This window comes from Flavobacterium sp. 1 (assembly GCF_002797935.1).
In the GTDB taxonomy this organism is placed as follows: domain Bacteria; phylum Bacteroidota; class Bacteroidia; order Flavobacteriales; family Flavobacteriaceae; genus Flavobacterium.
This window is the reverse complement of sequence record NZ_PGER01000001.1, coordinates 4586262-4602145: the sequence shown is the minus strand read 5'-3', so window position 1 is coordinate 4602145 and position 15884 is coordinate 4586262. Positions and strand designations below refer to the sequence as shown.

The following is a 15884-nucleotide window of genomic DNA, read 5'->3' as shown; positions in this document are numbered from 1 at the left end:
TGAATATAAAAAGCAAAGTTTTCAACACTATCACGTTTTCGTAAGCCTATCTCATTTTCATCATGTCGAACGTGTTAATTAATTCATAATTTTGAAATTCGAAGTAAAGAAAACTTAACCAAAAAACAATTAATTTAAACAAAAAGTATGAAAACAATTTACAAAAAGTTGTTATTTTTATTACTCCTGCTTCCGTTTTGTGCAATAGCCCAAAACAAAATTGAGGGAACGGTACTTGATAATGTTTCAGGCCAGCCCATTCCGGGAGTAAATGTAAAGGTAAAAGGGAGTACAACGGGTACTTCAACTGATTTTGATGGTAAATTCCAATTGGCAAATGTAAAACCTACTGATGTATTGACCATAACTTACATGGGATACCAAAGTAAAACAGTTACAGTTGGATCGCAAAATTCATTAACTGTCAAGCTTGAAGAAGATTCCAATCAGTTGAAAGAGGTTGTCGTACAAGTTGGATACGGTTCCATTAAGAAAAAAGATGCTACTGGAGCAGTAGCGGTACTAACATCAAAAGATTTTAATAAAGGTGCCGTAGTTTCAGCTGATCAATTGATTGCTGGAAAAGTTTCCGGAGTTGTTGTAACAACTGCTGGCGGATCTCCAGATTCTACTTCTAATATTCGAATTAGAGGAGGCTCTTCTTTGAGTGCAAGCAATAATCCATTAATAATTATTGATGGTGTTGCGCTTGATAACATTACCCCTGCGGGTTCTGCAAATCCTATGTCACTTGTAAACCCTAATGATATTGAAACTTTTTCAATATTGAAAGATGCTTCTGCAACTGCTATTTATGGATCTAGAGCTTCCAATGGTGTAATTCTTATTACAACTAAAAAAGGAACTTCGGGAACACCTCAGTTTTCTTACACAAATATTACATCGATAGGTTATATTAATAAAAATATCGATATGATGGATGGTGCTGCTTTTTCAAAATTCATCCAAACCAATTTTCCTGCTCAAACGAATTTATTAGGAATAGACGATCCAACTACTACAGCAGTTGATAATCTTGCTACACCACAAATAGAAGGCAGAATTCTATCGAATACCGATTGGCAAAAAGTAATTTATAGAAATGCAGTTTCTTCAGATCATAACTTTAGTGCAAAAGCAAATTTATTTAAAAAAATACCTTTTAGAGCTTCGATTGGTTATTTAGATTATGAAGGTTTAGTAAAAACCAATGATTATAAAAGATATTCAGGAGCCTTAAAATTAAGTCCTTCGTTATTAGAAGATCATTTGAAAATTGATCTAAACGCAAAAGTGTTGCGTTCTGAAAAAAATGCTGTTGATGAAGCGAGTGCCATTGGAAGTGCTTTAAATATGGATCCTACAAAACCAGTTTATGATACTCGTGCGAGCAATATTTTTGGAGGATATTATCAAAACTTGAATCCGACAACCCAAAATATTGCTGGGCAAATAAACCCTTTGAATATTTTAGAACAAAGAAAAAGACCAGAAGAAATTAATAAATTTTTAGGTAATGCACAATTTGACTACAAACTTCATTTCTTGCCATCTGTAAGAGCAGTTGTTAACTTAGGTCTTGAAGCTTCTAATTCTCATATCGAAGAAGTATACGGGGATTATGCAATTCAAACTTATGGTTTAAATCAAACCACAAAAAATAACATTTTAAACCCTGGAGTTAATTACAAAGAAGATCAGACAATTACTAACAAAACACTTAATTCTTACTTTGTATACACATTGCCTTCAACTAGTGGTTTTGTTTCTAAATTTGATGTTCAAGCAGGATATGATTATCAAAATTTTGTTGTAGACGGCAATAAATCTATTTTTAGATACAACCCAACAACTCATATTAGAGAGCCATTTACAGAAAACTTAAACAATACAAATAACAGATATTATAATTCTTATAATATTCAATCGTTCTTTGGAAGATCAAATGTCGATTTGTTAAATAAATATCTTTTTACTTTTACAGTAAGAGCAGATGGTTCTTCTTTATTTAAATCAGATAACCGATGGGGTATTTTTCCAGCAGTAGGTTTTGCTTGGAGAATGAAAGATGAGTCTTTCTTGAAAAATGTTGAAACTCTTGGAGACTTAAAATTAAGATTAGGATATGGTATTACAGGACAACAAGATATTATTAGTGTTGCAGGCTACTATCCTACTACACCTTTATTTTCTCCTGGTACTGTTACTAGTCAGTATTTGCCGGGAATTAATACCTATTCAGCAAAACCATTTGATGACTCATTAACTTGGGAAAAAACAACAACAATAAATGCTGGAATTGATTTTGAATTGTTTAAAAATGGTTTATTATCAGGTACTGTAGATTTTTATGCTAAAAAAACTAATGATTTATTAGCAAAAGTACCAGGTAAACCAGGGCAATCATTAACAAATGAGTTTGTAGCCAATGTTGGTTCCCTGACCAATAAAGGTGTTGAGGTTAGTTTAAATTTAAAACCTATTGCAACAGATGATATTACTTGGATTATAAATGGTAACGCCGCCTATAATGAAAGTAAAATTACTGATTTAAAAGGAGTTACTTCAAATCCTGTTGCTGATTCAAAATTACCAACAGGTACTGGTATTGCATTTGCTTACAATGCCGTAGGACAAGCTCCTTTTTCTGCTTGGGTATTGGAACAAGTATATGATGCCTCAGGAAAACCTATTCAAGGAGCTTATGTAGATAGAAATAAAGACGGAATTATTACTAATGACGATAAATATTATGTAGCATTGAGACCTAAGTTCACTTTTGGTTTCGGAACTAGTCTTACCTATAAAAATGCTGATTTTTCAGCTAATTTCAGAGGACAGTCTGGAGGAAAAACATATAATTCTAGAAATTTAGTTGCTGGAAACGTGGCTAGAGCCTTTGATACTCAAGCTAATACTTTAAACAATATATTGGACATGGATATTCCATTTCAAAACACATTAAATGGAGTTGAATCTTCTGATTATTTCTTAGAAAATGCAAGTTTTGTACGTTGTGAAAACATTACACTAGGTTATAAATTTAAAGAATTAGTAAAAGGACTAGACTTAAGAGTTTATACTGCTGCAAATAATTTATTTATTATCACCAAGTATTCAGGGCAAGATCCTGAAAATTTTAATGGGATCGACAATAATTTTTATCCGAGACCTACAATATATAGTTTAGGTGTTAATCTTGATTTTTAATAATTAATGAATATGAAAAATTTTAAAAATAATATAGTAGGTTTAGGGCTATCCCTGTTGCTATTTAGTTCTTGTGTAAATGATCTAGATACAGAACCAAAAGTAGAGCTTACTTTCGAGAATTTACTCAAGCAAGACCCTAATGCCGCTTTAGGATTAGTATCAAAAATGTATGGTACTTTTGCCTTAACAAGTTCTGATGGACCAACTGCTTCTGATATAACTACCACAGATCCAGGAGAAACTGGATTTTTGAGAAACATGATCAATCTTGAAGATTTTACCGCAGACGATATTAAAAATCGTTGGGGAGATAATGGATTAGATCAATTAACAACAACTTCAAAATGGGATGAAAATAATAAGTTTTTCAGATACCTTTTTGATAGAGTTTATTATACTATACCTAACTGTAACAACATTATCAATGCATTAGGAACTACAAATGTAGAGAACAAAGATCAATATGTTCGCGAATTACGTTTCTTGAGATCATTAGCATACTACTACATGATAGATTGCTTTGGTAAAGGAGTATTAGTTACTGAAGCTGATTTGGGTACGATTGAAGCTAAACCTGAAGCCTCTAGAAAGGAATTATTTAATTTTGTAGAAACTGAATTGAAAGCCATTGAGACAGAAATGCCTGCTAAAAACACTTATGGAAGAGCAAACAAATCTGTGGTACGAATGCTTTTAGCAAAATTATATTTAAACGCCGAAATATATACTGGAACTGCTCGCTATGATGATGCGGCTATATATATCAAAAAAGTCATAGATGAAGGAGGATATACATTGGCTCCAAATTTCAGAAGCCTTTTCTCTGGAGATAACAATACCTCTACTGAAATTATATTTCCTTTAATTGCAGATGCTCAAGTAAGTCAGAGTTATGGAAATACTACTTATTTAGTACAAGGAAATATTGATGCATCTACAATGACACCTTCTAATTATGGAATAACAGGAAATGGCTGGGGTGGGCACAGAGCAACTAAAGCATGGTATGGTCTATACGGTACCGATTTAGCAGCTTCAACAGATGATAGAGCAAAATTATTTTGGACAACTGGACATACTTATGAAATGACCGATTATAAAACATGGACAAATGGTTATCCTGCTATTAAATTTACAAATAATAATTACGTAGGGTCGACCATTTTGACAGAGTTTTCAAATACTGATTTTCCACTATTTCGTTTAGCTGATGCTTACTTAATGTATGCTGAATGCAATTTGAGAGGAGCCACAAGCACAAATGCTACTTTGGCATTACAATACGTAAATGACGTAAGAAAGAGATCTCATGCCTCTGTAATTACAGCTTCAGAACTAAATCTTAATTTTATTCTTGACGAAAGAGGAAGAGAATTAAACCTTGAAGGGCACAGAAGAACTGATTTAATTCGTTTTGGCAAATTTACAGGCGGAACCTATTTATGGCCTTGGAAAGGTGGTGCTAAAGACGGAACTTCTATACCAGATACCTATAAACTATTTCCATTACCATTAACTGCGCTTAATGCTAATCCAAACTTGAAACAAAATCCAGGGTATTAATAGTATTAATTTCTTCCTAGAAGAAATCTCTAGGAAGATTTAAAAAATTAAATTATGAAAAAAATAATTATAAGTCTAATCTTGTTAACAGGAACGCTGGCTTCACTTGTTTCTTGTAGTGACGAAACACTAGATCCAGTAGGTTCTGTTGTTAAAAACACAGCTGTAAGTTCTCCTGCAACTGGTACAGATTACATATTGGAAGCAAAAACTGCATCCAATGATGTCTTTACTGTAAAATGGTCATCTGTAGATTTTGGATATGTTGCTGCGGTTACTTATCAGCTACAGATAGTTAAATCTACATCTACTAATTTTGATGCTGATGCTAAAACCTTTGATTTAGGCAGTTTCAATGAGGGTCTAGAAGAAACTATTCATCAAGAAACACTTACTCAACGTGAATTAAACAGCGTTCTTTTATCTGCGGGAGGTTCGCCTAGCGAAAAAGGAAGTTATAAATTTAGAGTTGTCGCAAGTCCATCTGGACAAGAAGTTAAAGGGACGAATAAATTGGTATCCAAATCAGGAGAAGTGCCTTTTACAGCAACTCCATATGATACATTTGATGAATTTGACAAGTTATATGTGCCCGGTAATTTTGGAGGATCTAGTACTTATGCTGATTGGAATCCTGCTAATGCACCGAAAATATATTCTCCTTCAAATGACGGAAAATATGAAGGTTTTGTTTGGATGAATGTTACTAGCCCAGCATTTAAATTTACAGATGACCAAACTTGGACAAATGATAAAGGAGATATTTCTGATCCAAATACATTTACGACATTAGTTCATACCAATGGGAAAGATATAAAACCAACTAATGGCGCTGGTACTTATTTCATTACTGTAGATTGGTTAAAAAATACTTATTCAATAGCTCCAAGACATGTTGGGGTAATTGGTGCTGCAACACCAAGCGGATGGGATGCTGCAACTTATCTAAACTATGAAACTAATGTTGCTTCTCCTTATTTTAGAATGTACACTATAAACCTAGCCCTAAAAGCCGATGCAATTTTAGTACGTTTAGCAGATGACTGGTCTGTAAAAATGGGATCAGTATCTGGTAGTAAAGAAACATTGGTAGCAACCTCTGCAAACAAAATTAAATTCAACGGAGGTGATATGGTTGTTCCAGCTGCAGGAAATTATAAAATCGTTCTTGATCTAAGAAATGCTGCAAATTATAACTTAAGACTGATTCCTAATTAATCTTAAACCAAATATTTTAAAGAGGCTGTCTCAAAAGGATAGCCTCTTTTCTTTTTACATTTTTAATTTCTGTATTATTTATGAAATTAATCTTGCTGCAATAATTAAAATCGAATTGCAAATATTAAAGGTGAAATACTTTATAAATTTTGCTTTTTTAAAATATCTCTTTTTAATAAAACTAACTAAACAACTAGTATTATGAAAAAACTTTTACTTATATTGATGCTTTTTGTCTCACTTGGGTGTTTGGCACAACAACAAACGGTAACTTATTCCATAAATCCGTCAACATTTGAAGAAACAACATCCATTACAATTACCATTAATGGAAACAGCATCAACGAAAGTACTTGGGGCGTAACTGGAAATGCACTTTATTTATGGGCTTGGGCTTTTGATATCGATGATACAACCCAAAAAGGGACTCCTCTTAATGGTACTTGGGAGGCATCAGATGAAGCGAGCAAATTTACTTACAATACTGGAAATGACACATACACCAAAACCATTACGCCAACTTCTTATTATAACACTGCCAATATTGGAAAAATAGGATTTTTAATAAAAGCAAAAAATGGAACAGGAGACAAAAAATCACAAGATATTCTTGCCGAAGTAGGCTCTTTTCAAGTTAACCTTACTTCTCCACCGGCTAACAGTACAACCATTTTAGCTTCTGGCGGAAGCCTATCAATTGTCGCTGTAAACACTAATGGAATTGCAAATTATAATTTAAAATCAAACGGAACTAGCATCAATACTAATGCAAGCACTTCAAATTATACATACAATCACGCCAATATTATTCAAAATCAAAATTATGAATTGGAAATAACTCAAGGAACAACCACTATCACCAAAAAATTCAGTGTCATTATAAATCCGAGTACAGTTTCCGAAACAATTCCAGCTGGTTTAGTCGATGGTATAAATTACGATCCAACTGATGCCACCAAAGCAACTTTAGTTTTGGACGCGCCTTTAAAAGATTTTGTGTATGTAGCAGGCAGTTTTAACAATTGGCAGCCTGGAAATTCTTATGCTATGAAAAAAGATGCAACCTCAAGCTCGACAAAATTTTGGTTAGAACTTACTGGACTTGTATCCGGAACCAATTACACCTATCAGTATTGGGTAGGAGAATCAACTCCAATTGCCAATTCTCCAGCATTGGTAAAAACAGCCGATCCTTATTCAACTTTAGTATTATCTCCTTATGATGATTCAGGAATTCCAGTAGCTAACTATCCTAATATGCCAACATATCCACTTGGACAAGATAAAGAAGTGACCGTTTTACAAACTGGACAAACAGCTTACGCCTGGAGTAGTGCCACAACTAATTTTGTGAAGCCCGAAAAAGATAAATTAGTAGTATCCGAAGTGTTAGTAAGAGATTTTGATGCCAATAGAAATTATCAAAATATAATTGACCGTATTGATTATTTCAAAAATTTAAAAATAAATGCCATCGAATTAATGCCTGTCATGGAATTTGAAGGTAATGAAAGCTGGGGTTATAACACTTCGTTCCACATGGCACTGGATAAATTTTACGGTTCTTCTACAAAACTGAAAGAATTAATAGACCTATGTCATCAAAACGGCATTGCAGTTATTCTAGATATGGCTTTAAATCATGCTTTCGGGAGAAATCCAATGGTAAGAATGTGGATGAATGATCCTGATGGAGATGGATTTGGCTCACCAACTGCAGAGAATCCCTATTTCAATACCGTTGCAAAACACAGTTATAGTGTGGGTGAGGATTTCAATCATTCATCAGCATTAACCAAAAACTATGTAAAAAGAGTCATCAAACAATGGATTCAAGAATACAAAATCGACGGTTTCCGCTGGGATTTAACCAAAGGATTTACACAAAACTGCACGGCTTCAGATGATAATTGCACTAATAGTTACCAACAGGACAGAGTAGATGTCTTAAAAGAATATGCCGATTATTCTTGGTCTTTAGATCCAACTCATTATACAATTTTTGAACATTTAGGTACTGATGCCGAAGAAAAAGAATGGGCAAATTACAGATTTACAGAAACTCCCAGCAAAGGAATAATGATGTGGGGGAAAATGACCGATTATTATAATCAATTATCAATGGGATATAATTCAAGTAACGATATTTCAAGAATGTATGGGCCAAATCATAGCGGATTTCTAGGGAATAGAGTTATGGGATATGCCGAAAGCCATGACGAAGAACGTCTGATGTATAAAAACATACAGTTCGGTAATTCAAGCGGAACATATAATGTAAAAACGTTAAACACTGCATTATCAAGAATGTCAGCCATAGGAGCTGTTACATTATTAATACCTGGTCCAAAAATGATATGGCATTTTGGAGAATTAGGATGGGACGCCTCAATTTACACCTGTACCGATGGCACCATAAATGATAATTCATCAACAATAGCTGGTGACTGTAAATTATCTACAAAACCACAACCTCAATGGACTAATAATTGGTTAGGAGATAATTCCAGAAATAAAATCTATTATGATTGGGCAAGAATGATTGCTTTAAAAACAACCGAACCTGTTTTTTCAGGTACAGCAACAATTCCGTCAGCCACTACTTTAACTCCAAACATTAAAATAACCAATAGTTCACTGGTAAGCTCAGCTCTTAAAGATGTTCTTATCATTGCGAACTTTGACGTAACAGCTCAAAATGTGGCAACAGGATTTCAATACACTGGAACGTGGTACAATCTAATGGACAATTCCCCATTCAACGTCACAGATATTAATGTCGCAATCAGCTTACAGCCTGGTGAATTTAGAATTTACGGAAATAAATCAACAGTCTTAGCTACAACTGATTTTGAAATAATGAAAAATATTTTCATTTCTCCAAATCCAGCCTCAAATTACTTTTCATTAAATACAAATACTGCCAAAATTCAAATATATGCAATAACTGGACAATTAATCAAAACGTTCAACAAACCTCATACTAAAGAATACCAATACAATATAAGCGAATTAAATAATGGTTTGTATTTTATAAAAGTTTACAATGAAGACAATCAGATAAAAGTGATGAAGTTCATCAAACAATAAGTATTTTAATTTAGCCTAATATGTAATCAGCCATCAAACTAAGTTTTGGTGGCTTTTTTTATGAAAAGCTATTTGGCAAAATAAAATAGTTTGGGCATGCCCCAAGGGTCGGGCTGTGCATTATATTCCCGATTAACAAAAACTACGGCAAAAAAGCCTTGTTTTTCTAAACCGGGAGATGCCATTTCCATCCCTCATGCAAATATGTTTTCAGAACAGCATTTTGGCTAATCTGAAAGTATTTAAACAAAAAAAACAGCCCAAAGAAGAGCTGTTATCTCAAAATCCTAACTTAACCAAAATGCAACCAATTAATTCACCGTTGCAATGTTTTTATTTTCCATCTTCAGATTGCCTTTATACACTTCAGCAACCGCTTTTCTGGACAATGTTGATTCCTCATTTGTAACCACAATCTCGTGGGTGACTTTCTTCAGATTGGTTTCCACTTCCAAGAAGTAAACTCCCTCCGGAAATTCCTCAAGGCTGTATGCTCTTGCAATTCCTTCTTTTCCTGTTGCGGTTTCATTATAAATCACATGATGAAACTGATCATAAATCGTTACATCAGCTTTTTGAATCTCATTTACCGAAAAACTGATTTCTTTTCCGTTTTCTTTTTTTACATGAAGCAAAAAATCACCGTTGATTGCGTACGTATTGATGCTCGTCAAAGCTATTAATACTACCAGACTTAATTTTAAAATCGTTTTCATGATACTGCCGTTTTAAATTAGTAATAATTTCTATTGCTAAAGTAACATCATAATTCCAACCAAAACACAACTGTTTTTTCTGATGCAGATGCTATTTTAACCTTACGAAAACGATGTATTACATATCCAGACAACACAGCATACAACTCAGGTAATTTAGAATAGTTTTTAAAATTACTTTTTTTAGAATCGGTTTAGAATCCCTCAGCTCATCGTAAGAAAGTGTACGGGTCATAGCGAGGTAAGAAACAATCTCAATTATTAAGTCATAACTTTCAGATATGATCCATTTCTTCTTCTTCACATTATCGAATCTTTTTTGCATAATCCCAACTTTTGCACCTGATCCCAAAAAAATCTTAATAGGTATAATTAAAAACAAAAAACTTCATTTAGCTTAGCCAAATGAAGTTTTTCCTTGTACTCAGAGCGGGACTTGAACCCGCACGAACATTGCTGTTCACTGGATTTTAAGTCCAGCGTGTCTACCAATTTCACCATCCGAGCATTAAAGTGGTACCTCCAGGGATCGAACCAGGGACACATGGATTTTCAGTCCATTGCTCTACCATCTGAGCTAAGGTACCTAATACTCAATAAGTTTAGTATAAAAAACCCTGTTTCGGTATGAAACAGGGTTTTAATAAAGAAAGGCAGCGACATACTCTCCCACATAACTGCAGTACCATCTGCGCAGGCGGGCTTAACTACTCTGTTCGGGATGGGAAGAGGTGAGCCCCGCCGCAATAACCACCTTAAGGCCGTTAGTTGCTTTGGACAACTTTTTAATTAATAATTAGCTACGCTCAGTTCGGCTTTCGCCTCGTGTGATCATTAACCATTAATAATTAAAATAATATCTTAACATACTGAGATAAAGAATATAAAAAGTGTATTAGAAAGTTCCGTCCCCCCTCCTTTGGAGGGGAAGGGGGAGGTGGCGTACATAAGCTTACGGATTATTAGTACTACTCGACTATGACATTACTGCCTTTACATCTATAGCCTATCAACGTGGTCATCTCCCACGATCCTTAAAAGAAATCTCATCTTGTGGTGGGTTTCGCGCTTATATGCTTTCAGCGCTTATCCCTTCCCAACGTAGCTACTCTGCGGTGCCCCTGGCGGGACAACAGATACACTAGAGGTTAGTCCAATTCGGTCCTCTCGTACTAGAATCAGATCCACTCAAATTTCTTGCGCCCACAGTAGATAGAGACCGAACTGTCTCACGACGTTCTGAACCCAGCTCGCGTGCCACTTTAATGGGCGAACAGCCCAACCCTTGGGACCTTCTCCAGCCCCAGGATGTGACGAGCCGACATCGAGGTGCCAAACCCCCCCGTCGATATGAGCTCTTGGGGGAGATCAGCCTGTTATCCCCGGCGTACCTTTTATCCTTTGAGCGATGGCCCTTCCATGCGGAACCACCGGATCACTATGCTCTACTTTCGTACCTGATCGACCTGTATGTCTCTCAGTCAAGCTCCCTTATGCCATTGCACTCTACGCACGGTTACCAAGCGTACTGAGGGAACCTTTAGAAGCCTCCGTTACTCTTTTGGAGGCGACCACCCCAGTCAAACTACCCACCAAGCAATGTCCCCCGCTTAAGCGGGGTTAGGCCTCAGATAAACAAAGGGTTGTATTTCAACAATGACTCCACAACGCCTGGCGACGCCGCTTCAAAGTCTCCAACCTATCCTACACATCATTTATCCAAGGTCAATACTAAGCTATAGTAAAGGTGCACAGGGTCTTTTCGTCCCACTGCGGGTAAACGGCATCTTCACCGTTACTACAATTTCACCGAGCTCATGGCTGAGACAGTGTCCAGATCGTTACACCATTCGTGCAGGTCGGAACTTACCCGACAAGGAATTTCGCTACCTTAGGACCGTTATAGTTACGGCCGCCGTTTACTGGGGCTTCAATTCAATGCTTCTCCGAAGATAACATCTCCTCTTAACCTTCCAGCACCGGGCAGGTGTCAGGCCCTATACTTCATCTTACGATTTTGCAGAGCCCTGTGTTTTTGATAAACAGTCGCCTGGACCTCTTCACTGCGGCCCCCATTACTGGGGGCGACCCTTCTCCCGAAGTTACGGGTCTATTTTGCCTAATTCCTTAGCCATGAATCTCTCGAGCACCTTAGGATTCTCTCCTCGACTACCTGTGTCGGTTTGCGGTACGGGTACTAATTACCTGAAGTTTAGAGGTTTTTCTTGGAAGCCCTTAGGCGCACTATCTCTTTGTCCGAAGACTCCGAGTACTATCGTATTTCCCCAAAACCCGTGGATTTGCCTGCGGGTCTTATAGGTAGGTACTTCAACGAACTATTCCGTCAGTTCGCGGCGCTTTCATCACTCCGTCACCCCATCACAGTAATCAGTAGTACGGGAATATTAACCCGTTGGCCATCGACTGTCCCTTTCGGGTTCGCCTTAGGTCCCGACTAACCCACAGCTGATTAGCATAGCTGTGGAAACCTTAGTCTTTCGGTGTGCGGGTTTCTCGCCCGCATTATCGTTACTTATGCCTACATTTTCTTTTCCAGCCGGTCCAGCATACCTGACGATACACCTTCAACCCTGCTGGAATGCTCCCCTACCACTTGTATTTACATACAAATCCATAGCTTCGGTAATATGTTTATGCCCGATTATTATCCATGCTCGTCCGCTCGACTAGTGAGCTGTTACGCACTCTTTAAATGAATGGCTGCTTCCAAGCCAACATCCTAGCTGTCTGGGCAGACAAACCTCGTTCTTTCAACTTAACATATATTTGGGGACCTTAGCTGATGGTCTGGGTTCTTTCCCTCTCGGACTTGGACCTTAGCACCCAAGCCCTCACTGCTGTGAAACATTATATAGCATTCGGAGTTTGTCAGGAATTGGTAGGCGGTGAAGCCCCCGCATCCAATCAGTAGCTCTACCTCTATATAACTTATGCACAGCGCTGCACCTAAATGCATTTCGGGGAGTACGAGCTATTTCCGAGTTTGATTGGCCTTTCACCCCTACCCACAGGTCATCCGAAGACTTTTCAACGTCAACCGGTTCGGACCTCCACACTGTGTTACCAGCGCTTCATCCTGCCCATGGGTAGATCACACGGTTTCGCGTCTAACACTACTGACTAAAGCGCCCTATTCAGACTCGCTTTCGCTACGGATCCATGGCTTAACCATTTATCCTTGCCAGCAACGTTAACTCGTAGGCTCATTATGCAAAAGGCACGCCGTCACCCCACTAAAGGGCTCCGACCGCTTGTAAGCGTATGGTTTCAGGATCTATTTCACTCCGTTATTCACGGTTCTTTTCACCTTTCCCTCACGGTACTGGTTCACTATCGGTCTCTCAGGAGTATTTAGCCTTAGCGGATGGTCCCGCCAAATTCAGACAGGGTTTCACGTGCCCCGCCCTACTCAGGATACCACTATCTATTACACTTATTACTTATACGAGGCTATCACTCTCTATGGCTCTGCTTTCCAGCAGATTCTAATTCTTTGTGCATAAAATCTCGTGGTCCTACAACCCCAGCACTGCCGTAACAGCACTGGTTTGGGCTAATCCGCGTTCGCTCGCCACTACTTACGGAATCACTTTTGTTTTCTTCTCCTCCGCCTACTTAGATGTTTCAGTTCAGCGGGTTTGCCCACCTATCGGTGTGCTATGTCTTCAACATAGCGGGTTGCCCCATTCAGGTATTTACGGATCAATCGATGTGTGCTCGTCCCCGTAACTTTTCGCAGCTTATCACGCCTTTCATCGCCTCTGAGAGCCAAGGCATCCCCCATACGCCCTTATTTTGCTTATTGTACTTACAAAGTATTAAGATTTAAGTATTAAGTATCAAGATTACTCTTAATACTTGATACTACCGTCTTGATACTATCATGTTCTTTCTACTTTTTATTATTTCTTATCTCAATATGTCAATGAACTTTAATAAGTATCAAGATTTTTGTATTAAGTATTAAGATTTTGTCTTAATTCTTTGTACTATTATCTCTATACTTTCCTGTGGAGAATAACGGAGTCGAACCGTTGACCTCCTGCGTGCAAGGCAGGCGCTCTAGCCAGCTGAGCTAATCCCCCAATTTAATTATGAATTGTGAATTATGAATTATGAATTGTTGTAATTCGTAATCTTTCAACCCTAGAATTTCCTTTTAATCTGTTTCTATGAACGTTTTTGTCTTAATACTTAATTCTAAGTACTTAATACTTTTTTGGTTGTCTCGGACAGACTCGAACTGTCGACCCCTACATTATCAGTGTAGTACTCTAACCAGCTGAGCTACGAGACACTCTTAAAATTGTTTTGAATTTTGAATTTTTTTATTTTAAATGCCTTTACGTCATTTATAATTTATAATTCATCATTTAAAATAATTTATTTTCTTTTTTTTTAAATTAACAGCAAGAGTAATATAATCTTATTATCTGTAACCAATAGTCAGATCGTCTTCTTTCCTTAGCGTGCATATAGCTAACACTAAAGCTCTAGAAAGGAGGTGTTCCAGCCGCACCTTCCGGTACGGCTACCTTGTTACGACTTAGCCCTAGTTACCAGTTTTACCCTAGGCAGCTCCTTGCGGTCACCGACTTCAGGCACCCCCAGCTTCCATGGCTTGACGGGCGGTGTGTACAAGGCCCGGGAACGTATTCACCGGATCATGGCTGATATCCGATTACTAGCGATTCCAGCTTCACGGAGTCGAGTTGCAGACTCCGATCCGAACTGTGACCGGTTTTGTAGATTCGCTCCTGGTCGCCCAGTGGCTGCTCTCTGTACCGGCCATTGTAGCACGTGTGTAGCCCAAGGCGTAAGGGCCGTGATGATTTGACGTCATCCCCACCTTCCTCACAGTTTGCACTGGCAGTCTCGTTAGAGTTCCCGACATGACTCGCTGGCAACTAACAACAGGGGTTGCGCTCGTTATAGGACTTAACCTGACACCTCACGGCACGAGCTGACGACAACCATGCAGCACCTTGTAAATTGTCTTGCGAAAAAACTGTTTCCAGTCCGGTCAATCTACATTTAAGCCTTGGTAAGGTTCCTCGCGTATCATCGAATTAAACCACATGCTCCACCGCTTGTGCGGGCCCCCGTCAATTCCTTTGAGTTTCATTCTTGCGAACGTACTCCCCAGGTGGGATACTTATCACTTTCGCTTAGCCACTGAGATCGCTCCCAACAGCTAGTATCCATCGTTTACGGCGTGGACTACCAGGGTATCTAATCCTGTTCGCTACCCACGCTTTCGTCCATCAGCGTCAATCAATTAGTAGTAACCTGCCTTCGCAATTGGTATTCCATGTAATCTCTAAGCATTTCACCGCTACACTACATATTCTAGTTACTTCCTAATAATTCAAGTCTGGCAGTATCAATGGCCGTTCCACCGTTGAGCGATGGGCTTTCACCACTGACTTACCAAACCGCCTACGGACCCTTTAAACCCAATGATTCCGGATAACGCTTGGATCCTCCGTATTACCGCGGCTGCTGGCACGGAGTTAGCCGATCCTTATTCTCACAGTACCGTCAAGACATTACACGTAATGTTGTTTCTTCCTGTGCAAAAGCAGTTTACAATCCATAGGACCGTCATCCTGCACGCGGCATGGCTGGATCAGGCTTGCGCCCATTGTCCAATATTCCTCACTGCTGCCTCCCGTAGGAGTCTGGTCCGTGTCTCAGTACCAGTGTGGGGGATCTCCCTCTCAGGACCCCTACCCATCGTAGCCATGGTAAGCCGTTACCTTACCATCTAGCTAATGGGACGCATGCTCATCTTTTGCCGTTGTGACTTTAATTATATCTCGATGCCGAGTCATAATACTATGAGGTATTAATCCAAATTTCTCTGGGCTATCCCTCTGCAAAAGGTAGATTGCATACGCGTTACGCACCCGTGCGCCGGTCTCTGCTCCCGAAGAAGCATACCCCTCGACTTGCATGTGTTAAGCCTGCCGCTAGCGTTCATCCTGAGCCAGGATCAAACTCTTCATCGTATATTGTGCGCTTAATAAATTAAGCTGTTTTTATGCGACTCAAATTCTAGTG

The 15884-nt window shown here is 38.3% G+C and carries 5 protein-coding genes, 4 tRNA genes and 3 rRNA genes; 4 read left to right on the top strand and 8 right to left on the bottom strand.

What is annotated here, in order from left to right:
- Nucleotides 1-147: 147 nt before the first annotated feature.
- The 4 genes from CLU83_RS18685 to CLU83_RS18670 all read left to right on the top strand — a co-directional run bounded on the left by CLU83_RS18685 (nucleotide 148) and on the right by CLU83_RS18670 (nucleotide 9084).
- Complete coding sequence (locus CLU83_RS18685) at nucleotides 148-3210, top strand: SusC/RagA family TonB-linked outer membrane protein (RefSeq protein WP_100433004.1); 3063 nt, start codon at nucleotides 148-150, stop codon at nucleotides 3208-3210.
- Nucleotides 3211-3222: 12 nt separating this feature from the next.
- Nucleotides 3223-4776, top strand: a complete 1554-nt coding sequence (locus tag CLU83_RS18680; protein ID WP_100433003.1) for a RagB/SusD family nutrient uptake outer membrane protein — start codon at nucleotides 3223-3225, stop codon at nucleotides 4774-4776.
- Nucleotides 4777-4830: 54 nt separating this feature from the next.
- The gene (locus CLU83_RS18675; protein ID WP_100433002.1) at nucleotides 4831-5994 is read left to right on the top strand and encodes a SusE domain-containing protein; all 1164 of its coding nucleotides are present in this window, start codon (nucleotides 4831-4833) and stop codon (nucleotides 5992-5994) included.
- Between the two features lie 201 nt (nucleotides 5995-6195).
- Nucleotides 6196-9084 carry an alpha-amylase family glycosyl hydrolase gene (locus tag CLU83_RS18670; RefSeq protein WP_100433001.1) on the top strand — a complete coding sequence of 963 codons (2889 nt, stop codon included), beginning with the start codon at nucleotides 6196-6198 and terminating at the stop codon, nucleotides 9082-9084.
- Nucleotides 9085-9395: 311 nt separating this feature from the next.
- Here CLU83_RS18670 and CLU83_RS18665 read toward each other — a convergent pair whose 3' ends face one another.
- The 8 genes from CLU83_RS18665 to CLU83_RS18625 form a co-directional block, all read right to left on the bottom strand.
- Nucleotides 9396-9800, bottom strand: a complete 405-nt coding sequence (locus tag CLU83_RS18665) for a secretion protein (protein ID WP_100433000.1) — start codon at nucleotides 9798-9800, stop codon at nucleotides 9396-9398.
- Nucleotides 9801-10221: 421 nt separating this feature from the next.
- Nucleotides 10222-10307: transfer RNA gene (locus CLU83_RS18655), tRNA-Leu, on the bottom strand.
- Nucleotides 10308-10314: 7 nt separating this feature from the next.
- Nucleotides 10315-10387 (bottom strand) — tRNA-Phe (locus CLU83_RS18650).
- Between the two features lie 61 nt (nucleotides 10388-10448).
- Nucleotides 10449-10558: ribosomal RNA gene (gene rrf, locus CLU83_RS18645) — 5S ribosomal RNA — on the bottom strand.
- Between the two features lie 184 nt (nucleotides 10559-10742).
- A 23S ribosomal RNA gene (locus CLU83_RS18640) occupies nucleotides 10743-13626 on the bottom strand.
- Between the two features lie 206 nt (nucleotides 13627-13832).
- Nucleotides 13833-13906 (bottom strand) — tRNA-Ala (locus CLU83_RS18635).
- 135 nt (nucleotides 13907-14041) lie between these two features.
- A tRNA-Ile gene (locus tag CLU83_RS18630) sits at nucleotides 14042-14118 on the bottom strand.
- A 200-nt stretch (nucleotides 14119-14318) separates the two neighbouring features.
- Nucleotides 14319-15832 (bottom strand): 16S ribosomal RNA (locus CLU83_RS18625).
- The 16S, 23S and 5S rRNA genes sit together here with 4 tRNA genes alongside, the layout of an rRNA operon.
- Nucleotides 15833-15884 lie beyond the last annotated feature (52 nt).

Bases quoted from the DNA above. Each gene is read 5' to 3' on its own strand.
- CLU83_RS18680 (WP_100433003.1), top strand. From the start codon at position 3,223: ATGAAAAATTTTAAAAATAATATAGTAGGTTTAGGGCTATCCCTGTTG.
- CLU83_RS18670 (WP_100433001.1), top strand. From the start codon at position 6,196: ATGAAAAAACTTTTACTTATATTGATGCTTTTTGTCTCACTTGGGTGT.
- CLU83_RS18685 (WP_100433004.1), top strand. From the start codon at position 148: ATGAAAACAATTTACAAAAAGTTGTTATTTTTATTACTCCTGCTTCCG.
- CLU83_RS18665 (WP_100433000.1), bottom strand. From the start codon at position 9,800: ATGAAAACGATTTTAAAATTAAGTCTGGTAGTATTAATAGCTTTGACG.
- CLU83_RS18675 (WP_100433002.1), top strand. From the start codon at position 4,831: ATGAAAAAAATAATTATAAGTCTAATCTTGTTAACAGGAACGCTGGCT.